Origin of the sequence: Nocardia crassostreae, from assembly GCF_001613405.1 — a bacterium.
In the GTDB taxonomy this organism is placed as follows: Bacteria; Actinomycetota; Actinomycetes; order Mycobacteriales; family Mycobacteriaceae; genus Nocardia; species Nocardia crassostreae.
The window spans coordinates 254,835-277,825 of record NZ_BDCH01000017.1 but is presented as its reverse complement, the minus strand read 5'-3'; the positions used below and the strand labels follow the sequence as shown (position 1 = coordinate 277,825).

The 22,991-nt window shown below is 68.4% G+C and carries 24 protein-coding genes; 9 read left to right on the top strand and 15 right to left on the bottom strand.

Features of this window, described 5'->3' with window-relative positions:
* Positions 1-52 precede the first annotated feature (52 nt).
* A complete protein-coding gene (locus NC4_RS17790) occupies positions 53-2,224 on the bottom strand; it encodes a hypothetical protein (RefSeq protein WP_067539912.1) in 2,172 nt (723 codons plus the stop codon).
* A gap of 203 nt (positions 2,225-2,427) precedes the next feature.
* Here NC4_RS17790 and NC4_RS17785 point away from each other — a divergent pair, with 203 nt between their 5' ends.
* The gene (locus NC4_RS17785) at positions 2,428-3,051 is read left to right on the top strand and encodes a class I SAM-dependent methyltransferase (RefSeq protein ID WP_067539393.1); all 624 of its coding nucleotides are present in this window, start codon (positions 2,428-2,430) and stop codon (positions 3,049-3,051) included.
* Here NC4_RS17785 and NC4_RS17780 read toward each other — a convergent pair.
* Both NC4_RS17780 and NC4_RS17775 read right to left on the bottom strand, forming a co-directional pair.
* Positions 3,048-3,647 (bottom strand): phosphoribosylanthranilate isomerase, encoded by a 600-nt coding sequence (locus NC4_RS17780; protein ID WP_067539391.1) that lies wholly within the window; start codon positions 3,645-3,647, stop codon positions 3,048-3,050. The genes NC4_RS17785 and NC4_RS17780 overlap by 4 nt on opposite strands.
* Positions 3,648-3,696: 49 nt before the next feature.
* A complete protein-coding gene (locus tag NC4_RS17775) occupies positions 3,697-4,749 on the bottom strand; it encodes an LLM class flavin-dependent oxidoreductase (protein WP_084529291.1) in 1,053 nt (350 codons plus the stop codon).
* A gap of 52 nt (positions 4,750-4,801) precedes the next feature.
* On the opposite strand from NC4_RS17775, the gene NC4_RS17770 reads away from it, so the two are divergent.
* Both NC4_RS17770 and NC4_RS17765 read left to right on the top strand, forming a co-directional pair.
* Positions 4,802-5,305 carry an SRPBCC family protein gene (locus NC4_RS17770; protein WP_067539388.1) on the top strand — a complete coding sequence of 168 codons (504 nt, stop codon included), beginning with the start codon at positions 4,802-4,804 and terminating at the stop codon, positions 5,303-5,305.
* The gene (locus NC4_RS17765) at positions 5,305-5,886 is read left to right on the top strand and encodes a TetR/AcrR family transcriptional regulator (RefSeq protein ID WP_067539385.1); all 582 of its coding nucleotides are present in this window, start codon (positions 5,305-5,307) and stop codon (positions 5,884-5,886) included. The genes NC4_RS17770 and NC4_RS17765 overlap by 1 nt, the downstream gene beginning before the upstream one ends.
* On the opposite strand, the gene NC4_RS17760 is transcribed toward NC4_RS17765, so the two are convergent.
* The 3 genes from NC4_RS17760 to NC4_RS42770 form a co-directional block, all read right to left on the bottom strand.
* Positions 5,870-6,454, bottom strand: a complete 585-nt coding sequence (locus tag NC4_RS17760; RefSeq protein WP_067539382.1) for a TetR/AcrR family transcriptional regulator — start codon at positions 6,452-6,454, stop codon at positions 5,870-5,872. The genes NC4_RS17765 and NC4_RS17760 overlap by 17 nt on opposite strands.
* Before the next feature lie 108 nt (positions 6,455-6,562).
* A complete protein-coding gene (locus NC4_RS42775; RefSeq protein WP_245721750.1) occupies positions 6,563-7,045 on the bottom strand; it encodes a helix-turn-helix transcriptional regulator in 483 nt (160 codons plus the stop codon).
* 96 nt (positions 7,046-7,141) lie between these two features.
* The gene (locus NC4_RS42770) at positions 7,142-7,603 is read right to left on the bottom strand and encodes an AraC family transcriptional regulator ligand-binding domain-containing protein (protein WP_245721749.1); all 462 of its coding nucleotides are present in this window, start codon (positions 7,601-7,603) and stop codon (positions 7,142-7,144) included.
* Positions 7,604-7,807: 204 nt separating this feature from the next.
* Here NC4_RS42770 and NC4_RS17750 point away from each other — a divergent pair, with 204 nt between their 5' ends.
* Together NC4_RS17750 and NC4_RS17745 are read left to right on the top strand one after the other, a co-directional pair.
* A complete protein-coding gene (locus NC4_RS17750; protein WP_067539379.1) occupies positions 7,808-8,716 on the top strand; it encodes a cutinase family protein in 909 nt (302 codons plus the stop codon).
* Between the two features lie 352 nt (positions 8,717-9,068).
* On the top strand, positions 9,069-11,159 hold the full coding sequence (locus NC4_RS17745; RefSeq protein ID WP_245721748.1) for a CocE/NonD family hydrolase: 2,091 nt from the start codon (positions 9,069-9,071) through the stop codon (positions 11,157-11,159).
* 68 nt (positions 11,160-11,227) lie between these two features.
* On the opposite strand, the gene NC4_RS17740 is transcribed toward NC4_RS17745, so the two are convergent.
* Positions 11,228-11,956 (bottom strand): carbonic anhydrase, encoded by a 729-nt coding sequence (locus NC4_RS17740; RefSeq protein ID WP_245721747.1) that lies wholly within the window; start codon positions 11,954-11,956, stop codon positions 11,228-11,230.
* Positions 11,957-12,231: 275 nt separating this feature from the next.
* Here NC4_RS17740 and NC4_RS17735 point away from each other — a divergent pair, with 275 nt between their 5' ends.
* Entirely contained in the window at positions 12,232-12,795 is a 564-nt protein-coding gene (locus NC4_RS17735; protein WP_067539373.1) for an RNA polymerase sigma factor, read from the top strand.
* 53 nt (positions 12,796-12,848) lie between these two features.
* Complete coding sequence (locus tag NC4_RS17730; RefSeq protein ID WP_067539370.1) at positions 12,849-13,310, top strand: peroxiredoxin family protein; 462 nt, start codon at positions 12,849-12,851, stop codon at positions 13,308-13,310.
* A gap of 5 nt (positions 13,311-13,315) precedes the next feature.
* On the opposite strand, the gene NC4_RS17725 is transcribed toward NC4_RS17730, so the two are convergent.
* The gene (locus NC4_RS17725; protein ID WP_067539367.1) at positions 13,316-13,888 is read right to left on the bottom strand and encodes an AMIN-like domain-containing (lipo)protein; all 573 of its coding nucleotides are present in this window, start codon (positions 13,886-13,888) and stop codon (positions 13,316-13,318) included.
* 134 nt (positions 13,889-14,022) lie between these two features.
* Between NC4_RS17725 and NC4_RS17720 the strand changes: the two genes are divergently transcribed.
* Both NC4_RS17720 and NC4_RS17715 read left to right on the top strand, forming a co-directional pair.
* Positions 14,023-14,691 (top strand): response regulator transcription factor, encoded by a 669-nt coding sequence (locus NC4_RS17720; protein WP_067539364.1) that lies wholly within the window; start codon positions 14,023-14,025, stop codon positions 14,689-14,691.
* Positions 14,688-16,088 carry a sensor histidine kinase gene (locus tag NC4_RS17715; protein ID WP_218021205.1) on the top strand — a complete coding sequence of 467 codons (1,401 nt, stop codon included), beginning with the start codon at positions 14,688-14,690 and terminating at the stop codon, positions 16,086-16,088. The genes NC4_RS17720 and NC4_RS17715 overlap by 4 nt, the downstream gene beginning before the upstream one ends.
* Here NC4_RS17715 and NC4_RS41670 read toward each other — a convergent pair.
* The 7 genes from NC4_RS41670 to NC4_RS17690 all read right to left on the bottom strand — a co-directional run bounded on the left by NC4_RS41670 (position 16,062) and on the right by NC4_RS17690 (position 22,989).
* Positions 16,062-16,325: a hypothetical protein gene (locus NC4_RS41670; RefSeq protein WP_218021204.1), complete on the bottom strand. Its 264-nt coding sequence runs from the start codon at positions 16,323-16,325 to the stop codon at positions 16,062-16,064. The genes NC4_RS17715 and NC4_RS41670 overlap by 27 nt on opposite strands.
* Positions 16,326-16,358: 33 nt before the next feature.
* Entirely contained in the window at positions 16,359-17,363 is a 1,005-nt protein-coding gene (locus NC4_RS17710; protein ID WP_218021203.1) for a cation:proton antiporter, read from the bottom strand.
* A complete protein-coding gene (locus NC4_RS41665; protein WP_218021202.1) occupies positions 17,360-17,689 on the bottom strand; it encodes a hypothetical protein in 330 nt (109 codons plus the stop codon). The genes NC4_RS17710 and NC4_RS41665 overlap by 4 nt, the downstream gene beginning before the upstream one ends.
* A 192-nt stretch (positions 17,690-17,881) precedes the next feature.
* The gene (locus tag NC4_RS41660) at positions 17,882-18,724 is read right to left on the bottom strand and encodes a cytochrome P450 family protein (RefSeq protein WP_218021201.1); all 843 of its coding nucleotides are present in this window, start codon (positions 18,722-18,724) and stop codon (positions 17,882-17,884) included.
* Positions 18,724-19,809, bottom strand: a complete 1,086-nt coding sequence (locus NC4_RS17700) for an alpha-hydroxy acid oxidase (RefSeq protein ID WP_067539901.1) — start codon at positions 19,807-19,809, stop codon at positions 18,724-18,726. The genes NC4_RS41660 and NC4_RS17700 overlap by 1 nt, the downstream gene beginning before the upstream one ends.
* Before the next feature lie 8 nt (positions 19,810-19,817).
* On the bottom strand, positions 19,818-21,398 hold the full coding sequence (locus NC4_RS17695; RefSeq protein WP_067539899.1) for an NAD(P)-binding domain-containing protein: 1,581 nt from the start codon (positions 21,396-21,398) through the stop codon (positions 19,818-19,820).
* Between the two features lie 130 nt (positions 21,399-21,528).
* A complete protein-coding gene (locus tag NC4_RS17690; protein ID WP_067539361.1) occupies positions 21,529-22,989 on the bottom strand; it encodes an AMP nucleosidase in 1,461 nt (486 codons plus the stop codon).
* Between the last annotated feature and the right edge of the window lie 2 nt (positions 22,990-22,991).

Below are 22,991 nucleotides of genomic sequence, written 5' to 3'. Positions count from 1 at the left end.
TCGCAGATGGACCGAGCCGGGAAATCAGCTCGCGCAGGTTCTTCCGCCGCCTTCAGGACCCGACGTCCGATAATTCGGGCTCCGGTTCGCCGGTCGCGGGCGCCTCGGCCGACTCCGGATCCGGCCGCCGTCGCGATCGCATGTGGAGCCACTGCAGGATTCCCAGGCCGATCACGCCCGCCGCCGCGGTGGCGATGCCGATCTTCCAGCCCGGCGGCCGCCAGGTCAGCACGAGCTCGGCATCCTGGGTCCCGGCGGGGATCCGAACCGCGACGAAGGACTTGGCGACTGTGGTGATCGGAACGGGATTGCCGTTCAGGGTGACTCGATAGCCCGGCCAGCCGAGCCGGGAGAACGCGATGCGGCCGCCTTCGGTCGAGGACACCCGCACCCGGCTGGTGGTATCGGTCTCGGAGATCGAGGTCGCGGTGACATTCTCGGTATCGGAAATCCGGCCGTTGCTGCCCGAGATCGGCCCGTCCGCCCGCTCCAGCACCGCGATGAACCGTTCGTGGCCCGGATAGTCGACCCACTTCCATCCGCTGGGCGCGGGCTGGTTCGGCGCCTCGGGGAACAGCGCCCGTTGCAGCACAACCCGATCCAGCTTCATCAGGTCGACCAGGGGCCGCCCGGTCGCCGCTTCCGGCGCGAACATGCGGCGGTAGGCGTCGGGGCAGACGCTGCCGTCCCAGCGCATGCACAGCAGCTCGCCGAAGTAGTAGTGCCCGCTCGGGGTGTAGCCGTTGACGTAGCGCAGCCCGACCGCTCGCGCGTAGTTGCCGAAGACCAGCGACCCGTACGCGCCCTCGACGCTCTTGTCCTGCGGCTGCACCAGGGCGCGGTCACCGAGTTGGATTGTGGTTCCGGAGAAATCGGGGAAGGCCGCCTGCGCATCGGAGCGTTTCGCGGGCAGATTCCAGGTCATGGGCGTGGGCTGTGCCGCCTCGACCTGGTAGAAGGCAATCGGGAACATGGCGGCGACGGTCAGCAGGGCCGCCGCCGCGCCACCCCTGGTGCGCCCGAGCCACATTGCCGCGGTCACCAGTGCGCCGAGTACGAGGGCGGCGATCACATGACTGATGACCGCGTGCGGATCGGCGGAGAACGAGCGCACCCACAGCGCCAGGATGAGCACACCCGCCGCGATGCCGCGCGCCTTCGGATTCGACACCGTGCCGAACCGCCCGAGCAGCACGCACACCAGCACCAGCAGGCCGATGGCCAGCATGGGCAGCACGCGCACCGGCCAGCGCAGCGGACCGATCGTCCCCGGTCCGGCCGTCCACATGAGCACGATGATCGAGAAGATGGCGACCGCGCTCAGCTCCCGCCACGCCGCCCGCGCCCGGCGCCAATCGATGAAGGCCAGCGCCGGAATCAGGAACCAGGCGATATAGGTGACCGGCATGGGCTGCACATAGCCCCACCACGAGGTGAACGCCGGTCGCGAACTCGGCAGGCTGGCATTGACCGATTCCGACCAAGGCACCGTGAGGAATTGGTCGTTGACAATGCTCAAGACGCCGCGCCAGGTCACCTTGGCCGAGAGCATGGACGGCAGGAATGTCAGCAGTCCCGCGAGCCCCGCGCAGCCCGCCACCGCCGCCAGCCACGCCACCGGTTGCCACTTGCGCTGATGGATGAGCTCGCCCGCCGCCACCGCCGCGAGCATGAGGATCGCCTCGACCGCGGGAAAGATGTACTGCGTCGTAATCGTCAGGTACAGAAAGACGAATACCGGAATCGGACCGCCCTGCCCGCGTGCGTAGCGCACCGACGACGCCCACGCGTGCACCATCCACGCCGTGCCGGTGAGCGCCGTCATCCAGCTGGCCTCGTCGAAGAACAGGAAGAATCCGGAGAGCGGCAAGGCGATTCCCGCCACCGCCGACCAGACGGGCCGCCCGCCGTAGGCGAGGCAGATCCGGTACACGCCCCGGGCGGCAATGATCGAGAAGATCAGCTTCACGACGGTCGCGTACAGCGCGGCATTGTCCACCGACGGCGCGATCAGATCGATCAGCAGCTGCGGCGGATTGAACAGTCCCGCATCGTCCATGGTGTTGTTGCCCGCCATCCACTGCTCGGGCACCATCACCGGGAAGGTGCCCTCGCGCAGCTGCCGACCCAGATCCACCCACAGGGCGGTGTACTGGGATTCGGTGTCGTCGGTGAAGAAGTGCCGGGCATTGGCGAGCAGGACCGCGGCATAACCGAGCACCACGCCGAGCGCGGTGATCACTCCCCAGCGGTAGACGTCTCGCCTGGAAATCGCATCCTGCTCGGGGTCGCGCACCGCACTGTCCTTCACGAGTTCCCAACCGTACCGGGTGGCACGCTGTTCGGCATCGGACTAGAGTTCCCGGTGATCGGGACCCCCTCTGTCCCGCAAGGGGTTCCGGCAATCGCCAAGCGAGCAGGAACTTCGTGAGCACCAGCTTCATCTACCGGCACGAGACAATCTACAACCTTCTGATGCGCGGTCTGTACCGCCGCAACTACGACGACCGGTTCCGCGCCGTCGCGGCCCTCATCCCGGACGGCGCCGAGGTGCTCGACCTGTGCTGCGGCCCCGCCACCCTCTACACCCGACACCTGCGCCGGAAAGCCGTGAGCTACACCGGATTGGACCTCAACGAGCGTTTCGTCGCCCGCCTCGCCGCGGTCGGCGCGCACGGCCGGGTATGGAACATGCGCTCCGAAACCCCGCTGCCGACTGCCGATTACGTGGTCATGCAGGCCAGCCTCTACCACTTCCTGCCCGATCCGGAGCCCGTGCTCGATCGCATGCTGGCCGCCGCCCGCGTCCGGGTGATTCTCGCCGAACCGGTCCGGAATCTGACCGGCAGCCGCAATCCGTTCCTGGCCTATCTCGGCAGCCGGATCACCGATGCGGGCGAGGGCGCGCAGCCGCGCCGCTTCACCGAGGACACCCTGGACGCCTTGTTCACCCGCTACCGCGATCGGGTCGGCGGCGCGGATCTCATTGCGGGCGGGCGCGAGAAGCTCTATGTCCTCGAGGCCGCGGTCCGCACGCCTGACCGCGACTAGTCTCCGGCCGCGCGCGCCGCGGCGACGAACTGCCGCATGAGGTCGTGATCCTTGACGCCCCGGCTGGATTCCACGCCGCTGGACACATCCACGCCCCACGGCCGGGCGGCGGCAATGGCCTCGGCGACATTCGCCGGGGCCAGACCGCCCGCGAGCAGCCACTGTCCGGTCGGCCGGGCGGCCGCCAGCGCGGTCAGATCCCAGCGGGACCCCGATCCGGCCACGGGGGAATCGAGCAGCAGCCACTCCTCGCCGTAGGCGCCCGTGTCCACCGCCGTATCGGCGGTGAGCGAGGTCGCCCGCAGCAGTCGCAGCCCGGCCAGCTCTTCGAAGGCCGACCTTGGGTAAGAACCGTGCAACTGCAAGGCGTCCACCCCGGCCGCGCGCGCCAGCGCACCCGCTTCGGCGGCCGGAATACCGTGCACCACACCGACGGACAGCACCCGCGGCGGCACCTCGGCGAGCAGTTCCCGGACGGCGTCGACGGAGATCTGCCGCGGGCTGGTGGTGAAGACGAATCCGACCGCGTCGGCTCCGGCCGCCACGGCGGTGGCCACATCCTCCTGGGTCCGCAGACCGCACAGCTTCACGAACACACTGGCACCCTATGCGACGGCGATCCGGCGGCCGCCGCGCCCGTCCCGATCAGGCGCGCACCAGGTCCAGCAGGCGGCGCAGGGTCTCCAACTGCTCCTCGAACGGCGTCTCCATCTTCGCCAGCAGCGTCGAAATGCCCGCCGCCCGATAGCGTTCGACGCGTTCGGCCAGGGCTTCGGGGGTGCCGACCAGATTGGTGTGGCTGCCCAGCTCGAGCGGGACGGCGCGGCGCGCCTCCTCGCGATTGCCGGACTGCCACAGCTCGGCGACGCGTTGCACCGCCGGTCCGAAGCCGAGTCGGGTGAACGCCTCGTTGTAGAAGTTGCGCCCGGCCGCGCCCATGGCGCCGATGGTGAAGGCATAGCCCTCGGCGTGCCGCCGGATCCGTTGCACCGCATCGGCGTCGTCCGCGGCGAACTCGACCGCGACGGGGGCGACCAGATCGAGATCGGCGAGGGTGCGACCGGCCGATTCCGCGCCCTCGCGCAGCGGGTCGAGGAAGACGCTCGCCGCTTCGGGAATGAAGGCATTGCCCAGCCAGCCGTCCGCGGCGGCACCGGTGAGCCGCAGATTGGCGGGCCCCATGGCGGCGACGTAGACCGGCACCTCGCGCGGCGCGATGAGGGGCCGCAGCGCGCGACCGGCACTGTCGGGCAGCGGCAGCGTGTAGACCTCGCCGTCGTAATGCAATGGTTCGCCCCGGCTGACCAGGCGCAGGATCTCGATGGTCTCCCGCGTGGTGCGCACCGGTTTCCGGAAGCGCACCCCGTGCCAGCCCTCCATCACCCGCGGACCCGACACCCCGATTCCGAGGTGGAAGCGGCCGCCGGACAGCTCCTGAAAGCTCAGCGCCGAGGTGGCCAGTAGGGCGGGGGATCGGGAGCCGAGCTGAACGACGAAGGTGCCCAACCCGATCGTGCTGGTCTTGGCCGCCAGAAAAGCCAGCCCCGTCAAGGCGTCGTACCCCCACACCTCCGGCACCCACAGCGAGGCGACGCCGAGCTTCTCCGCCTCCACCGCGAAGTCCGCGGCCCCCGGCAAGCGGGGTTCGATGACGACGCCGACTCTCAGCGGTTTCCGGCTGGGCTCCGATGCGATCATGGATTATGTTATACCCCATAGAAACATTGACCGGAACCCGAAAGGCCGCACCGTGCGCTACCGCGATCAACCGACCGTCGAAGTATCCGAACGGGTTTCGTGCACGCCCGCCCAGGCGTGGGCGCTGGTCACCGATATCACGCTGCCCTCCCGCGTCTCGGAGGAGTTGGAGACCGCCGAATGGCTCGGTGGCGCGGATCGGGTCGCGGTGGGCGCACGTTTCCGCGGGACGAACCGGCACAGCGCGCTGGGCGCCTGGTCCACCGAATGCGAAGTCACCGAGGTGGAACCGGAACGGCGCTGGGTCTGGCAGGTGCACGGGCCGATGGGTATCAGTGCCACCTGGGGTTTCGAGGTCGATCCGGCCAGTTCCGGAGTGATCCTGCGGCAGTGGGGCCGCATGGGTCCGGGCCCGTCGGGCCTGAACGCGGCCATTGCCGCCATGCCGGAGAAGGAGGCGCGCATCGTCGCCAACCGGCTCGCCGAATGGGAACGCAACATGCGCGCGAATCTGGCCGCGGTCAAGACCGCGCTCGAACCGCAGGCGGACCGGTAATGGTCTCGCGCGGTGAGACCAAGCGGAAGATGCTGCTGGGCGGGGTGGAACTGCTCCGCGAGCGCGGCACGGCCGGGGTGACCATCGACGCCGTCCTCGCCCGCACCGGCGCCCCGCGCGGTTCGGTCTACCACCACTTTCCCGGCGGCCGCCGTCAATTGCTGAGCGAGACCCTGGAACTGGCCGCCGACGCGATTGCCGCGATCATCGAGGAAGCCGCCGCGACCGGCCCGGCCCACACCCTCCGCCGCTTTGTCGGCTTCTGGCGTAACCTGCTGCAGGCCAGCGATTTCCAGGCGATCTGCCCGGCCGTCGCGGTGGCCGTGAGCGGCACCGACGACGACCGCGCCCTGCACCCGGAGGTGGCCGCCATCTTCGGCCGCTGGCGCGCGGCGCTCACCGCGTCACTGACCGCCACCGGCGTCCCGGAGGCCCGCGCGGGAAGTCTCGCCACCCTGACCATTTCCTCGGTCGAGGGCGCGATCGTGCTGTGCCGCGCCACCCGTTCGCTGCGACCCCTGGACGAGATCGCCGCCGAACTCGAGCCCGTGCTCACCGCCGCGGCTACGGCTGCGCGGTGAGCAGCGGGATGAGGATGTCGTCGACGAGGTGGGTGAAGAACTCTTCGTCGAGAGGCTGATCGCGAATGACCGTGCGGTAGAAGACGACCGCGGGGATGATCTCGACAATGGCCTGCCAGCGATCGGTGTCGGGTATTTCGCCGCGGTCGCGGGCGCGCGCGGCAATGGTGGCGAAGGAGGCCAGCGACGGCTTGTCGGCGACCTCGGTCAGGGCGTCGCGGATGGCGGGCTCGCGCGTGGTGGCCGTGACCAGTCCGGTGAGAATGCGATGGCGCAGCGGATTGCCCTGCTGGAATCCGCCCATGGCCAGCAGATCACCGCGCAGGGTCCCGGTATCGGGCGGGTCGCCGAAGTGCAGTAGGTCGCGAATGGCGTCGATCACCAAGGCGGACTTGGACTTCCACCGCCGGTACACGCTCGTCTTCCCGGCGCCCGCCCGCGCGGCGACCGCGTCCATGGTCAGCTTGTCGTAGCCGGATTCGGCCAGCAGATGCTGGGCCGCCACGAGGAGCTGGCGGTCGAGATCGGTATCGCGAGGACGGCCTGCCGATCGGGTGCCGTCGCCCACGGTGCGCTCCCATCTGCTTGCGGTCAGAGTTCCGTGCCCGAGCCGTATCGTAATGGCCGCGCTCACGCCCGACGCACAACCTGGCCGCCCGAGCGGGCGGATGCCGGGCTAGTGACCGCGCGGCACCGGAATCGGGGGCCGTTGCGCGCGGGCGGCGGTTCGGATCCGTTGCGGCGTGGTGCCGAACCAGCGCCGCACCACCCGGGTGAGCGCGGACTGCTCGCGCAGGCCGACCAGGGCGGTAATGCGGGACATGGGTAGATCGGTGTCGCGCAGCAGTCGGTGGGTGACTTCGCGACGGGCGTCGTCGAGTATCTCGCTGAAGGTGGTGCCCTCCGCCGCCAGCGCGCGCTGCAGGCTGCGCTCGTGCATGGCGAGCAGACGGGCGACGGCGGCGATATCGGGTTTGGCGGTGAGCATTCGCTCGACGGCGACCCGGACCCGCGTGCTCACGGTGCGTTGCGGTTGCGAGAAATTCCGTTCGAGATAGTCCAGGGCAATGGTGCGCAGCAGCTCGTTGCTCCCGGCCACGGAGCGTGACGGCAGCTCCGCGGGCACCCGGAATATGGTGGTCTCGGCATCGAATTGCACTGTGGCGCCGCAATATTCGGCATAGCGCGCGGGTGGGGCGACCGGCGCGTGCGGGAGCCGCACCGACCGCAGCCCGTAATTGCCGCCGAGCGCCTGCTACAGGGTGCGGTGAATGGTGCCCGCCGCCAGGTCGATGCCCTGGCTGAAGCCGCCGATCTCGCCCGGATCGCCGTAGTGCAGGGCGATCACGCCCGGCTGCTGTTCCGGGTCCGCGACGAAGGCGATCGAGAGCCCGGCGTGATGGGTGAACAGGAAGCGCGCGGCGAAGGAGACGGCATCGCCGATCGAGCGGGCATTGGCCATGGCCACGGCCAGGGGTCCGAGGACGGCGTGATCCTGGCGGGTGGCCAAGCGCAGCCCGAAGTCGGGGCAGTGCAATTCGGCGGCCGCGGCCTCGAGCACCCAGCCGATGGCGTCGCCGGGAATGAGGGCGTCGTCATTGGCGATCGCCTCGGTGGTGATGGCGAAGCGGTCGAGCAGGGACGGTCCGTCGCCGCCCAGCTCACCGACCAGTGCGCAGAAACCCCGCAGGCTCGCGGCCCGGGCCATGATCGCCATGTCTGACACCTCCGTCGGCTCGCTCCAATTACGAGCCTAGTTAGTATCGTAATCCCGTTTCGGCAATAGCGGCAAGCAATCAGCAAATACACGGCCCCGACCGGGGCTGTCGTCCAATGGCAAAACATTGTCGGGGCGGATCAAGGTGTTCGCGCCCGAATGCCGTGAGGATCGGGCGCAGATCACCAGCGATGGGCGGGAAGTATGTGGCGCACGACTATCGCGGCCGTGGCGGCCGTGTTCTCCGGCCTGATCGCGGTCCCGTCGGCGCAGGCCGATCCCGGAGCCGGATGTCCGGCGCTGGCCGTCGTCGTGGTTCCGGGCACCTGGGAGTCCGCCGCCGATGGGCAGTCCGATGCCGGGGGCAGTCTGCTCTCGGCGGCGGTCGACGGTCTGCCGGGGGCCGTGCGGGTCGACTATGTGCCCTATGCCGCAACGGCTTTCCCGTGGGAGTCCGAGGTCTACGGCGCGTCCGTGCGCGAGGCGCGCAATGCCGCGCGGCAACTGGTGGCGGATACGGCCGGGCAATGCCCGGACGCCCTTTTCGCCTTGCTCGGCTACAGCCAGGGCGCCCAGGCCGCCGGTGATCTCGAGGCCGAAATCGGTTCCGGCACAGGGATTGTCGAGCCGAATCGGGTGGCGGCCGTCACGCTGGTCGCCGATCCCCGCCGCGCACCCGCCGATATTCTCATCGGACCGGGGGTGGTGGGCGAGGGCATCATGGGACCGCGCCCGGCCGGATTCGGCCTGCTGTCCGGGGCGACCCGCACCTTCTGCATTGCGGGCGACATCTACTGCGCCACCGAATCGACCGACTATCTGGCGCGGATCGGCGGGCTCATCGCCAATAACTCGGCCCCGTCGCCGAACTCCCTGAACGCCACCCTGCGCGATATCGGCGCGCTGGCCGGTGAGCTGGCCGCGGGCGGGGCGGACATCCTGCAACAGCAGGTCGGCGAGCAGGCGCTGCAGGCGCGTGCGGCCGAGATCGACGCCTTCCTGAAATCCGGTGTGCACCAGTCGTACTCCAGCTATGTGGTCGGATCGGACGGCGAGACCACGACCGACTGGCTGCGGGGGTGGCTGCGTGCGCTCGCTCGGGGCGAGCGGTAGTCATTCGGTTACCGGTGAGTAAGAACTGTAATCCCGCCCAGAATCGGTTTTCAAGATTGTGATGTCTCACTATCGAACTTTGGTGCGTTCGGTCAGTCGCCGCCGCGGCAGCCCGCCGCGACCCACCCGGTATCGATGGGCCCCAATTCCCTTGGTGGGCAGTTCTGCGAAAAATATTGTCGCCTAAAGATAAACCCGCAAATGGGCCCGCCGAAATCGCGGGAAAACGGTTAGCTGGTGATCAGTCGCTATCTTGCCGCCCCGTTGTGGTGGGCGTTACAGTCGCTACTCGCCGGTAGCAAACACTTCGGCAATGTGCCTGGGCGCAAACGGCATTCGCATGATCGAAGGAATGGATGAGATGAAACTACGGGCGCGAACGCAGCGGTTCGCCCGTCGCGCGGCGGTCCTCGCCGCGCTCGCCGTCACCGTCACCTTGCTGACTCCCATCGCGGACGCGGAGACATCCGGTGAGTTCACCGGAATCGACGGCGGCGGGTATGCGGCAGCCTGGACGGCGGCGGTCGACGGCCCGCAACCCTACGGCGAAATCTACAACGACCTCGCGATTCCGGTCACCATGAGCGACGGCACCGTCCTCAAGCTCGATGTCGCCCGGCCCGGCAATGGCGGCCGGGCGGCCGACGCCGCATTGCCGACCATCGTGCAGTTCGAGACCTACAGCAAGGTCGCGGTCAATCTGGCCTCCGCGCTCTTGCAGATTCCCGGCGTCGACGAGGTGCTGCTGCCGTTCATCGCCTCCATCGGCGCGCCGCCGGGGTCGGGACTGGAGAACCTCACCGCGCTGAGCCAGCAGCTCGACAGCGGTGTGCTGCAAGCCGCGGCGCACAACTTCGACCTGGTCAAGGGCGGCTACAACCTGGTGCACGTCGATATTCGCGGCACCGGCACCTCCGAGGGTAAATGGCAGATGTTCGGCGACAAGGAGCGTCAGGACGCGGCGGAGGTGATCGACTGGATTACCAGCCAGCCGTGGAGCGATGGCAGCGTCGGCCTGACCGGCACCTCCGCCACGGGCATTGCCGCCCTGCGCGCCGCCGACACCGGGAATCCGGCCGTCAAGGCGGTTTGGAGCTATGTGCCCAGTGGCGATCTGATCGACGATATCGTCGCACCCGGCGGTGGCGTCGGCTTCGGCTTCGCCGCGTTCTGGCCGATGGCGGTCAATATGGCCAAGTTCGCTCCCGATGTGGAGGCGATCATCGCGGGCAGGTTCGATCCGGCGCAGCAGTTGAAATGGTTGCAGGACAGGCTCGCCGATCCGCTCACCATGATGGACGTGATCGCCAATGCCTACACGGCCATGAACACCGGGCAGCTCACCCCGAATACGCGCGCGCTGATCGGCGCGGATTCGGATCTGCGAAATGGCTTGAAGTCCAATACCGATCGCATCACCGCGCCGTCGTTCATCGTCAGCGCCTGGTGGGACCTCTTCGGCAGCACGCCGACCGAGACCTACAACGACATGCCGACCGCACCGGAGCAGAAGAAGCTCATCGTCGGGGAGGGCTATCACGTCGGTGCGGGCATAGCGGGTTTCGGTGATCCGGGTATGCCGCCGCGACTGGACGCCTTGCAGCGCGCCTGGTTCGAAAAGTGGCTCAAGGGGATCGACAACGGCATCGACAAGTACAGTCCGCTGACGCTGAAAGAGCAGGGCGGGCAATGGATCTCCTCCGATGCCTACCCGACCCAGCCCGAGGACACCTATCAGCGCATGTACCTGAACGACTTGCGTTCGGGCACCGCGAATTCGGTGTACGACGGCGGTCTGTCGGCGACGCCCAAGGAGGGCGCGGTCAATGATCTGACCGTGGCCCCCGGCATTCTCAGCCTGTGCTCGCGCGATACCGCCCGCATCTGGGCGGGCGTGCCGTCGATCATCATGGCGTGCAGCGAGGATTCGCGGATCTGGGAGATGAACGGGCTCACCTTCACCAGTAGCCCGGTCACCGAGCCGACGGTGATCTCCGGCGCCATCAATGCGCACCTGAACACCGTGCTCGACAATCCGGACGGCTTCTGGGTCGTGACCGTCAACGATGTCTCGCCCGACGGCCGTTCCCGCGAGCTCAGCTCGGGCCAGCTGGTGACCTCGATCCGGCAGATCGACGAATCCCAGAGCACGAGGTCGGCCAATGGCGATTACATCCGGCCCGAGTACTACATGGACATCGATCGCCGCGAAACGGTCCTGCCCGGCCAGCCGGTGGTCCTCGATATCGCCATCGGCGCGACCCAGGCGGTCCTGCAACCCGGCCATCGCCTGCGCGTCGACGTCTACGCCAGCGACTTCCCGAAGGCGCTGCCGCCCACCCTGGTGCTGCTCGACAGCAGGCTGGCTCCCCAGCACCTGCGGTTGGATCCGAACGAGCCCAGTTGGGTGAACATCCCGCTGAGCGCCGTCATTCCGGACTAGTCGCAGAGCCGGAATTCATTGCCGCGCAGGGCATCCGCCCTGTGCGGCAATGCCGTTTCCGGGCGGCGCTATCGGTTGGACACGATGACGGTGCGACCGTTGAGCGGCTGGACGGGCCGGTTCGAGTGCGGGAACACGGCCCGATAGCGGTCGACCACCGCGGCGGACACCGCAACCGGAGCGCGCAGCACCGTCCACGCAACGCCTTCGCTGCACGGCGGCGTGGTCAGCGATCCCTGGTAGCGGAAGTGGCTGGTATCGGCGGGCACGAAGGCGCGCAGATCGATCGGCCCGGTCGTCACTTTCGCGCCCGGCCGCCCCGGAATATCGGCCAGCACGGGATCGAAGACCGACGCCCCCGCCCCCTGCTGCAGCAGAATCCCGAGCACCGCCGCCGCCCCGGTCTCACTCTTGTGCACCAGATGCAACTCCATCACCGACCCCACCCCATCCACGGTGTGCTCACCCGGTAGGTGGAAATGGAACTGCGCCAGCCGGAACGACTGGTTCCCGATGGCAAGGCGATGATCCCCGGAGACCGGGCTGCCCTGAATCGTATGCCCGGTATTCACCAATTCCACCGCCGAGACCGGCCCGTACTCGATGCCGATATCACCCCCGGGCGCGAGCCGCGCCTGCGCGGAAAGATCGATCGGCGACTGCTCCCGCCCGGCCTGACACACCAGGTACGCGCGGTCCAGATCGGCCCAGTGCCCAGGCCCTTCGGCATCGTAATCCCAATGCGGCACATCCTCCGCGGGATATCGCCCCGCCGGGACGCACCCCGATATCGCCACCAGCGCCACCCCCTGCAAGAGCTGCCGCCGACCGAACCGTCTGGTTTGTGTTGAGTGCAACGAATGTCCAATTGTCACAAGGTATTTCGCGCTCCGACCCAACCCAGGCTAGACCCGTGCCCCGGCTCCGAACCACGGCCCCGGAGGGCGATCTGTGTCACACTCGCTCGTCACCGCGCCCGGCGTGGGGAATGGTGAATCCTTTTCGCGTACCGGCCCCTCTTATAGGGGTGACAGTAGGTATGAGGCGGAATGACGGGAGCGGGGGCAGGGCGATGGCGCAGAGCTGGGCGAGTGAGCAGTTGATCGAGGCTGCTCAGCAGGGGGACCTGGAGGCCATCTCCGCGGTGGTGTCCTGCGCTCATCCGCATGTGCGGCGGTTCGCCGAGCAGTTGTGCGCGTCGTCGCAGGATGCGGAGGATGCCGCGCAGGAGGCGCTGATCGTGCTGTATCGCAAGATCGGCACCCTGCGCGCGTCGGCAGCATTGGCGTCCTGGATGTTCCGGATCGTGCGCAATGAATGTCTGCGGCGTAGCCGCGGATTCGTGGCGCGCTATGTGGATCTCGAACCCGAGTGGGTGAGTTCGGCCGAGGACGAGGCACTGCGGCACCTGGACGGCGAGGCGGTCGCCCTGGCGATCCAGTCGCTGCCTGAGGTGCAGCGCAGAGTCCTCATCATGCGGGACGTTCTCGGCCACCCGGGCCGCAGCGTGGCGGGCTCGCCCGGAATGAGCACCGCCGCCATGAAATCGAACCTGCACCGGGCCCGCACCACGCTCCGCGCCAACCTGCGTCACGGACCCGGGTCCGTCGACGGTCCCGCCGGTCCGGCGGACTGATCCGGCCGGGTCTCCGCCACCCCAACCGTTTCCTTCGAAAGGGATGATTCGTCATGCTCGAAACCGGTTCGCTCGCACCCGATATGGTGCTCGAGGACACGACCGGCAAGCGGGTGCGCCTGGCCGACTTCCGCGGCGCGCACCCGGTCCTGGTGTACTTCACCAGATCGATCACCTGCGCGGTCTGCAACCGCCACATCCGCGATCTCGTCGCCCGCGCCGACGAATTCGCCGCCGCCGATGTCCGCGTCCTCATCGCGGTTCCCGAGGACCGCGCGGCGGCGACACCGTGGAAGGCCAAGCACCGCATTCCCTTCCCGGTTCTGACCGCCCGCGACGACACCCCACACGAAATGGTCGGCCTCACCCGGAAACTGTTCGGCGCCATGCAACAGTCGGGCAGCATCCTCGTCGACGCCCAGGGCAGGATCCGGCACGGGCACGCCGCCACCATGCCCACCGGCGCCTACGACCGCAAGGGCATTACCGCCGCCATAGCGTCTCTGCCGTCCTGACCGGCCTATGCGGAAATATCGATGACCAGGCGGGTCGGGTTGGACAGGGCGGTGACGGTGAACCCGACCCGGGGGCCGTTGACCCCGATGAACTCCTGATGGACGCCCTCGAAGACTCCCGCGGGAACAATATCGGCAATCGCGGGCACGGTGGGATCGGAAGGGCCGCCGGTGAAGACGGGAATGCTGCCGTCCGGAATTCCGGCGCCCAGGATTCGCACTTCCAGGATGGATTGCCCGTGAATGCGCAGTGCGTCGCCGCTGCCGTCCTGCAGGGCCCGATCCACCCAGGCCACATCCCAGCCGGGACGCCCGGGACCCGCCAGATCGAAGACGACGCGGGTGAAACCCGGATGCCCTCCGGTGCGCGCGGCGGTGACGACCACGGCCGAATTATCGGACGGCAGAATGAATTTCGGGCTGTTTTCGCCGGACTGATACACCGGCATACCGCGGATATCCGCGGGCGCGGCGGGGCTCGTGCCGGTGGTCGTGATGGTCTCGGGTTCGGAAATCATGGAGCAGCCGGTCAGTACCGCGGTGGTCGCGGTGACAGCGATGGCGTATCTGGTGCGCATGGGTTCGACGGTAGGAGCGCGATCTCCAGCAAGCCGACAGCAGACGGTCAAGGTATGTCCAAGAAGTGTGCGGGGAAGCCCTTGCGAGCACCGGTAACCATTACCTCCCTTGGCTGTTTGGCATTATCGGGGGGGTGCGTGTACTGCTCGTTGAAGACGATCAACCGATTGCCGACTCATTGCGACGTGGGCTCGCCCGGTACGGCTTCGAGGTGACCTGGGTGCGCACCGGCGCCGCGGCGCTGGCGGCCGCGCCGGTCGATATCGTGCTGCTCGATCTGGGACTGCCGGATATGGACGGGCTCGATGTCTGCGCGGAACTGCGGGCGCGGGGCGAGGTGCCGATCATTGTGATCAGTGCCCGCGCCGACGAGTTCGACCGGGTGGTCGGGCTGGAACTCGGTGCCGACGACTATGTTTCGAAGCCGTTCGGGGTGCGTGAGGTGATCGCCAGGATGCGCGCGGTGCTGCGGCGCGCGCGGGCGGCCGATCCCGCCGGTGATCCACAGCCGGAGATCCTGTCCGGCGGCCGCCTGGTGCTCGACCGCCGGGCCCGGCGGTTCCTGCTGGACGGCGACGAAGTGGCGCTGGCGCCAAAGGAATACGACCTGCTCGCCTTCCTGGCCGAAGCGCCGGAGGCCGCCCTGACCCGGGAACAGATCATGGAGGCCGTCTGGGACCAGAACTGGTTCGGGACCACCAAGACCCTCGATGTCCACATCGGCGCGCTGCGCCGCAAGCTCGGCGCCGCCCTGGTGCTGGAAACCGTTCGGGGCGTGGGGTTTCGGATGGTCGTCGAGTGAGCCCCCGGGCCGGGCGACCGGCATCGCTGAACCGGCGCCTGGTGGTCAGCTACGTGCTGCTGGTCGCCCTCGCGATCGCCGCGTTCACGGTGCCGGTGGCCTATGTACTCACCGATCGGATGCGCGCGGATCTGGAGGCGGCGGTGCGCCGCCAGGCGGATATGGCGGCGCTTCTGCTGGCCGCCGAGGACGAGCCGTCCCGCCAGGCCCTGGCCCGGCTGGCGGAGACCTATCGACTGGAGACTCCCGGCCGGATGGATGCGCTACTGGCCGACGGCCTGCCTCCCGCTCCGCTGCCGATGCCCGTGGACGCCGGTGACCTCGCGTTCGGGGAAGCCTTGTCCGGCCGCCAATCGGTGCGGTGGACCTACGCCCAGGCCCTGGCCGCCGACGGCCTGGTGCTCGCGATACCCGTGCATACCGTGAAGGGGCAGGTGGCGGGTGCGGTGCGGATCAGTTTTCCGGCCGCGCCGCTGCGGCAGCGGCAGTTGCAGATCCTGGGATTCCGCGGCGTGATGGCGGTGGGGGTGCTGCTCGTGGCCGCGCTGCTCGGCACCGTCCTCGCCCGCGGCTTGACCCGCCCGCTGCGGCGGCTGGAACAGATGGCGGCCCGCCTGCGCGACGGCGATCTGGCCGCCCGCACGGACGAATCGGGCCCGATCGAAACACTCACGCTCGCAAGAACTCTCAATAACGCCGCGGAGACCATCGATACCCTGGTGCGGGCACAGCGCACCTTCGTCGCCGACGCCTCGCACCAACTGCGCACCCCGCTCACGGCCCTGCGCCTGTCACTGGACAATATCGCCGACGGCGTACACGACCCGGGCGTGCGCGAGGACGTGGATCAGGCCACGGCCGAGGTGGTCCGGATGAACCAGCTCGTCACCGGCCTGCTGACCCTGGCCAAGGCAGAGGCCGCGGTCGGCACCCCCGAGCCGATCCACCTTGCCGCCATCGTGACCGCGCGGCTGGACGTCTGGCACACCGTGGCCGACGACCGCGGCGTCCGTCTGCGCCGAACCGACTGCGACGAGCACCTTTTCGCACTGGCCAGCCCCGGCAACCTGGAGCAGGTCCTCGACAACATCCTGTCCAACTCCCTCGAGGTCTCCCCGGACGGCGGCACGGTGACGGTCGGCGCCCACGCGCGGGCGGGCACGGCCGTCCTCGAGATCTCCGACGAAGGTCCGGGCATGTCCGCCCCCGACCGCGCCCGCGCCTTCGACCGCTTCTGGCGCGGCCAGGGCGTCACCGGCCCCACCGGATCCGGCCTGGGCCTGTCCATCGTCAAACAACTCGTCACCGATGACAATGGCGCGGTCACCTTGCACCCCAACGCGTCCGGCGGTCTGCGCGTGCGCATCGCATTACCCCTCGGGCCTGCTGACAGCTGATCGCGGGATATCACCCGTCTCCGCCCGGGCGGGTTGGCCGATCCCGGTGCCGGAGCGGGCATCCCGGCGATCGAACCAGCTCAACAGCGGCACGGTCATCGTGGTGGTGACCAGCGCTACCAGTACGAGCGCGGCGAACAGCGAGCCGGAGACGATTCCGGCTTGCAGGCCGATATTGAGCGCGATGAGCTGCATCAGTCCCCGGGCATTCATCAGGGCCCCGACCCGCAGCGCCACGGCGCGGTCCTCGCCGCACAATCGGGCGGTACATCAGCATCCACCGAACTTGCCGACCACGGCGACGACCACCGCGGCGACGCCGAACACCAGCACGGACGGCTCGGCGAAGAGATCGAACCGGGTATGCAGACCCGAATAGGTGAAGAACATGGGCAGAAAGATCACCCGGGTCACCGAATGTGTGCTGTCCACCACCTGTTCGGCGGTCTCGCTCTGCGGCATGGCCAATCCCACACAGAATGCCCCGAATACCGCGTACAGCTCGATCACATCGGTGAACCAGGCGGCCGCGAACAGTACCGCGATGGCCAGCAGCAGGCGTGACTCGTGGCTCCACCCGGGGCGCGCCAGACTCCAGGCGAGCAGGCGCCGGATCGCCAGCAGTAGCACGGCCACGAAGACCAGCGCACCACCGACCGCGACGACAATGGGCCGGGCATGGCCCGCGGCCACGCTCAGCACCCCGGCGAGCATGATCCAGGCGGCCACATCGTCGGAGGCTCCGGCGGCCAGCGCGAGCGAGCCGTGCCGGGTGCCCGACAGCCCGCGCTCGGTAATGATCCGGGCCAGCATGGGGAATGCGGTGATCGCGAGGGCGACGGCGACGAAGGCCGCGGTCACGCCCAGCGGGACACCCTCGACATAGATGTCCACCCGGCCGTGCGCGGCGATCGTCAGGCCCAGCCCCAGCAGCGCCGGGAACAGTACGCCCGCCGCCGAGATCACCAGCGCGCTACCGGTGAGCCCGCGCCCCGCATGCCTGCGGAACTCGAACCCGGCGTGAAACATCAAGGTGGCCAACCCGATCTGCCCGACGACATAGAGCAGCGGCCGCAGCTCCGCGGGAAACAGATGATCCGACAGGCCGGGTGCGAGCAATCCGAATACCGATGGCCCGAGCAGCACCCCGGCGATCATCTCGCCGACCACCGCGGGCTGGCCGAACCGAGTCACGGCGAACGCGACGAGGCGGCAGGTCACCAGAATCACCACGGCGGCCGCGAAGAAGACCGGCGCCAGTTCGCTCGCGCTCACCGCACGCCCGCCTCACGCTCGGCGAAGTAACCGGTGCACAGCCGCAGGCGCCGGGCGTCGAAGACCATCCAGCTGCCGAGTACGAGCTGAACCACGCTGCGCGGCAACGCTTCCCAGCGATCACGCCATCGCATGAGCGTCAGCGAGAGGCCCGGCGGGCGCGATCGGGCCGAACGGGGTGTCAGCAGGCACGGTCCGCGGTTGGGCAGCGAGCGGGTGTGCTCGGCGGTGGAATCGAGACGATAGCGGGCCAGCACCTCCTGGGCGCAGATCCGCATGGTGAGGGTGGCGAAGCCCCGCGCCGGGCACGGGCGATTGGTGCTCACGCCGAATGGAATGTAATGCGGCGGTGTGGATTCCGGCGTTGCCCAACGATCGGGGTCGAACCCCCGGTGCCCGTCGGTCCGCTGATAGCGGAGGTAGTCGAACAGGAGCACCGAACCGGCCGGGATCACCGCGTGCTCCGCGTCACCGGCGATCTCGCTCGTGGTGATGCGATGGGCTACTCCGAAAAGCGGTTAATGCCACAGTGTTTCGTAGATTACCCGGTCCAGGTAGGCGTCATCGGACGGATCGGCGGCCAGCCGCTGCTGCACCTCGGGGTGCGTCGCGATGGCCAGCAGCAGATGCGCCATCGCCTCGGACATCTGCACCACGGCGGTATTGAAGAAAGTGCCCTGCAGGTAGTACACCCGCTCATCGGCCGAGAGGGTGGCGGGCAAGGGCTGCGGCGGGTCGGTGGCGAGCTGTTCGCGCAGGTAGCGGGTGAGCCGGTCACGCCGGTTCATGTGCCGCAGCCGAGCGCATTTCAGCGCGGACACCACATCCTCGGCGTGCGCTGTGATCAAGGCTCCGGCCCCGGGCGGGCAGGGCCGATGGAAGACCAGTTCGTAATACGCCTCCGCCCAGATCGGCATCACCAGATCGCGCAGGCGCACCCGGCGGCTCCGGCGTCCGCGCCCGGCCTCGTAGTCATCGAGCACCCGGCGGGTGCAGCGGCCGACCAGTTCGGCCCACTGCGCCTTGCCGAGTCCGGCCAGAATCCTGCGGGTCGTCCGGGCGACATCGTCGTAGCGCGGGCCGGGCTCCAGGTGTTCCTGGTGCACCTCGGCGCCGGGGGACAGCCAGTACCAGAACAGGTCCGACAGCGCGGCTCCCCGGCTGCGGCCGTTCGCCGCCGGATGTCCGTAGAGCCGCCGGAACACCCCGGCGGGCAGCCGATCGCTGGGCGCCGGCAGCCCGGCCTCGCCATTGACCAGGGTGAAGATTCGGACACGCAGCGCGACCACCGCCGGGGGCAGCCAGTACGGCAGGCTCACCGCCGCCGCGAACGCCGGGATCAGCAACCACCAGGCGCTCATCACGGCACCCCGCGGACCAGATCGGAGGTCATATCGCGCACGCCGACGGCCCCGCACAGGGTGAGCGCGTCATCGCGCTCCGTGCGCAGCAGTTCCAGCATGTGCCGCACCCCCGCCTCGCCCCCGCAGTCCAGCGCCCAGAGCGCGGGGCGGCCGATGCCGACCGCGGCCGCACCGAGGGCCAGCGCCTTCACCACATCGGTGCCGCGTCGCACGCCGCCGTCGAGCACGATCGGAATCCGCCCGCCGACGATACCGGCCACCTCGGGCAGCAGCTCGATCGTCGAGGGCACGGAATCGAGCTGCCGCCCAACATGATTGGACAGCACCAGCCCGTCGACGCCGTGCCGCACCGCCAGGCGCACATCCTCGGGATGCATCAGCCCCTTGAGCAGGATCGGCAGGGTGGTGATTCCGCGCAGCCAATCGATATGCGACCAAGCGATTTCCGGCGACATGACGATCCGGCGGACGTGGCCGGGTTCGCCGTCGCGCAGATCGCGCAGGTTCTCGCACGCCAGACCCGGCTGCAGATCGGTGAAGCCATTGCGCCGATTGCGCTCGCTCACACCGAGTATCGGTGAGTCCACGGTGACCACGAGCGCTTCGCAGCCCGCGTCCGTGGCGCGGCGCACCAGGATCTCGGTGAGTTCGAGGTCCGGTTGAATGTAGAGCTGGAACCACAGCGCCGCGCGCCCGCCGGTGGCGGCGCGGGCCGCGGCGGCCACCTCGTCCACGGCCACCGTGGCCGCCATGGCGACGATCGTAATGGTGTCCGCCGCCGCGGCCGCGCGCGCGGTGGCGAGTTCGCCGTCCGGATGGACAAGCTTGTGGAATGCGTTGGGCGCCAGCAGGATCGGCATGCTCGCCCGACTGCGCAACAGCGTGGTTTCCAGGTCGCGCTTACCGCCGCCGCGCAGCATCCGGGGCAGCAGCCGCAGCTTCTCGAACGCGGCTGTGTTCGCCCGTACCGTGATCTCGTCACGCGCGCCGCCCGCGATGTAATCGGCGTACACCGGGTCGAGGACGGTCCGCGCCGCGTCCTCGATATCCTTCAGGTTCAGCAGATTCCGCAGGTCGGGCATGGCGGCGCTCACTGACGCGCACCGACGGCCGGGGCGGTCACAGCGCTGCCGAAGAATTCGGCCAGCGGTGCGCGGTGGGCCCGGGGATCGTCCCACTGATTCTCCAGGTTCTCCGCCATATGGTGCACGCCGTGCAGCCGTCCGCCGCTCCAGTGCCGGATCACCGGGTGCAGATACGACGCGTCGACCGCTTGGTCCGCCGCGTTCTGGGCGGTGCGCCGCACCGAGATATCGAACGGATCCACCTTGTCGTGATCGGGACCGTACTCCAGCGTGATGGTGAAATAGTCACAGCCGTAGTCGTTTTCGCGGGCGTAGTCGACGGGCACCTCCTCCAGGTACCGGGCGGGCCCGTCCGGTGCGAGCAGCAGCAGATCCCCGATGACCCCGAATTGCTGCCACAGTGCCGAACTGCGGTTGACCCGGGCGATCACCGCCGCGGCGAGCGCGCCTGCCGATGCCTCGATCAGCCGATAGGGCCACTCCCGGCCGTGATATCGCTGGTCCAGGATGCGGCTCAGGGCGCGCACGGCGTACCGGAAACCATGGATGAACCCGCCCGTCGACTTCTTGAAGTCGCGCTGTTGCATGAGCGTTCCCGCGAAGTACATGCCCGGTACGTTCACCGACTCGTAGGCCGGGGTCAGCTCGGGAAACCGGTCGTCGATCACCAGGCGCGGCCGACAGTCCGGCGCGAAAACGGCGGTGTCGAACCGGAATCCGGTGCACACGATCACCCGGTCGTAGCGCAGCTGTTTGACCACCTCATCGGCCCGGGAGAAGCTGAAGCGCACCAGATATCCGTCGCCGTCCCGCTCGATCGACACCACATCGCCATCGAGCAGCGCGTTCTGCGATTTGAGCTGATAGGTGTCGAGGAAGTTGTTGTTCACCGCGCGCAGATGCCCGACATAGTGGCTGTTCCATGCCATGCGGACGGAACTGCGCCCCGCGACATGGATCACCGCGGCGGATTCGATCAGGTTGTCGGCCGTCTCCAGCGCCGAGTTCCCCTTTCCGATGATCAGCACCCGCTGATCGGTGAAGTCGGCGGGATCGACGGAGACGGATGCGTAGTGCTCGGCGGTCTCGATACCGGGAATGGCCGGTGTGTTCGGGCTCAGCCCGGTCGCCAGTACCAACCGCTTGGCTCGGTGCGTTCGGTCATTCCGGTCGGTGACGGTGAAACCGTCTGCCGCCCTCCCGATTCGGGCGACGCGCGTCCGGTAGCGGATGAAAAGCCCGAGCGTGTCCGCGAAGTCGGCCAGGTACCGCACGAGATCGTCGGCGTCCGGGAAATACCGTGCGCTGTACCGCGTGAACAGCAGCTCGGGCTCGGGCGACAACAGCGAGTTCCAGTCCATCCGGAGATTCAGCTCCGGATCGACGCTGCCGGTATGCGGCTTGTTGATGGAGATCAGCCGCCGGTGCCGGGGAAAGGTCTCGAAGAAACTGCCCGGCCTGCCAGCGGATTCCAGAATCTCGTAGGTGTGCCCCGCGGCGTGCAGCAGCTGTCCGAGCTGCAATCCGCCGGGGCCCGCGCCAATGACGAGGTAGTCGAGAGGTTCATCGAACGATGCGTTCCGCATGAGTTCTCTGCCCACGGAAGTGTATGTGTGGAACACCCCGTAGTACGGCACGGCAGCCTTTGCGGTTCACCGTGATCAGCCGCCTTGGCACGAAAGTCGTTCGGCCCAGGCGGGTTCGGTCACCGTACGCTCAGCGGAACGGCGGCTCGTTGAAGGTCCGTAGCTTGCGCGAATGCAGGCTGTCGTGTTCGGCGCGTAGGAGTTCCACCGCGCGAATCCCGATCTGCAGGTGCTCGGAGACGGTGCCCTCGTAGAACCGGTTGGCCTGCCCGGGCAGTTTGATCTCCCCGTGCAGCGGTTTGTCTGATACGCACAGCAGCGTGCCGTAGGGGACGCGGAACCGGTAGCCCTGGGCGGCGATCGTGGCGCTCTCCATATCCACCGCGATGGCACGGCTGAGGTTGAACCGCAGCGCCGACGCGGAATAGCGCAGTTCCCAATTGCGGTCGTCGGTCGTCGCGACGGTGCCCGTGCGCAGCCGGTGCTTGACATCCTCGCCGGGCATCCCGCTGACGGTTTTGGTGGCGTCGTAGAGCGCGCGCTGCACCTCGGCAATGGACGGGATCGGAATATCCGGCGGCAGTACCGAATCCAGCACGTGGTCATCGCGCAGGTAGGCGTGTGCGAGCACGTAGTCGCCGATCCGCTGGCTTTCACGCAACCCGCCGCAGTGCCCGATCATGAGCCAGGCGTGCGGGCGCAGGACCGCCACATGGTCGCAGATGTTCTTCGCATTGGCCGGGCCCACACCGATATTGACCAGTGTGATGCCCGGCCCCCGCGCGGACATCAGATGCCAGGCGGGCATCTGATGCCGCTTCCAGGCCAGATCCGAGACCGCCGACTCCCGATCGCGCGTCTCGGGCGTGATCAAAGCCCCGCCCGCACAGGACAATCCAACGAATTCGCTGTCCGGGTCCGCGATCTGTTCCGCCGCCCAGCGCACGAATTCGTCCACATACCGGGTGTAGTTGGTGAACAGCACGTACGGCTGGAAATGCTCGGGCGGTGTGCCGGTGTAATGCCGCAGACGCGCCAGCGAGAAATCGGTGCGCAAGGCGTCGAAATGCCCCAGTGGCAGGGGCCCTGCGGTGTCGATGAGCCCGTCCGCGATCTCGTCACCGATCACGGCCAGATCCGTGGTGGGGAAGTGGGCCGCCAGATCCGCGCTCACCGAACGGTCCAGGGCCAGGTCCGCGCCGTCGATCACATACGGAAACGGAATCTCCTGCTCCGAGCGGCCGACCTCGATCCGGACGTCGTAGTCGTCCGCGATGGCGGTCAACTGCTCGACGAGGCAGTCCCGGAGCAGCGCGGGCCGCGTGATCGTGGTCCGATACGTCCCCGGCCGGGTCAGCCGCCCCCACGCCCGCGATCGATGCCGCGGCGCGGACACTCCGCCCCAGCTGATCCGCAGTTCCGGATAGACGAACGCCCCGGCCGCCCGTGCCGCCTTGTCGGGCGTCACCCTGTGCTCGACGAAGGCCGCCACCGCCTCCCGCAGCGCGGCGACGGCCCGGTCGTAGCGAACCTCGAGCTCGTCCAGCGCCTCGTCCGGCGTGAGTGACGCGACCGTATCCCGCTCCGGCATAC

Bases quoted from the DNA above. Each gene is read 5' to 3' on its own strand.
- NC4_RS17775 (WP_084529291.1), bottom strand. From the start codon at position 4,749: ATGATCGCATCGGAGCCCAGCCGGAAACCGCTGAGAGTCGGCGTCGTC.
- NC4_RS17765 (WP_067539385.1), top strand. From the start codon at position 5,305: ATGGTCTCGCGCGGTGAGACCAAGCGGAAGATGCTGCTGGGCGGGGTG.
- NC4_RS42770 (WP_245721749.1), bottom strand. From the start codon at position 7,603: ATGGCGATCATGGCCCGGGCCGCGAGCCTGCGGGGTTTCTGCGCACTG.
- NC4_RS17750 (WP_067539379.1), top strand. From the start codon at position 7,808: ATGTGGCGCACGACTATCGCGGCCGTGGCGGCCGTGTTCTCCGGCCTG.
- NC4_RS17745 (WP_245721748.1), top strand. From the start codon at position 9,069: ATGGATGAGATGAAACTACGGGCGCGAACGCAGCGGTTCGCCCGTCGC.
- NC4_RS17735 (WP_067539373.1), top strand. From the start codon at position 12,232: ATGGCGCAGAGCTGGGCGAGTGAGCAGTTGATCGAGGCTGCTCAGCAG.
- NC4_RS17730 (WP_067539370.1), top strand. From the start codon at position 12,849: ATGCTCGAAACCGGTTCGCTCGCACCCGATATGGTGCTCGAGGACACG.
- NC4_RS17725 (WP_067539367.1), bottom strand. From the start codon at position 13,888: ATGCGCACCAGATACGCCATCGCTGTCACCGCGACCACCGCGGTACTG.
- NC4_RS41660 (WP_218021201.1), bottom strand. From the start codon at position 18,724: ATGAGCGCCTGGTGGTTGCTGATCCCGGCGTTCGCGGCGGCGGTGAGC.
- NC4_RS17700 (WP_067539901.1), bottom strand. From the start codon at position 19,809: ATGCCCGACCTGCGGAATCTGCTGAACCTGAAGGATATCGAGGACGCG.
- NC4_RS17695 (WP_067539899.1), bottom strand. From the start codon at position 21,398: ATGCGGAACGCATCGTTCGATGAACCTCTCGACTACCTCGTCATTGGC.
- NC4_RS17690 (WP_067539361.1), bottom strand. From the start codon at position 22,989: ATGCCGGAGCGGGATACGGTCGCGTCACTCACGCCGGACGAGGCGCTG.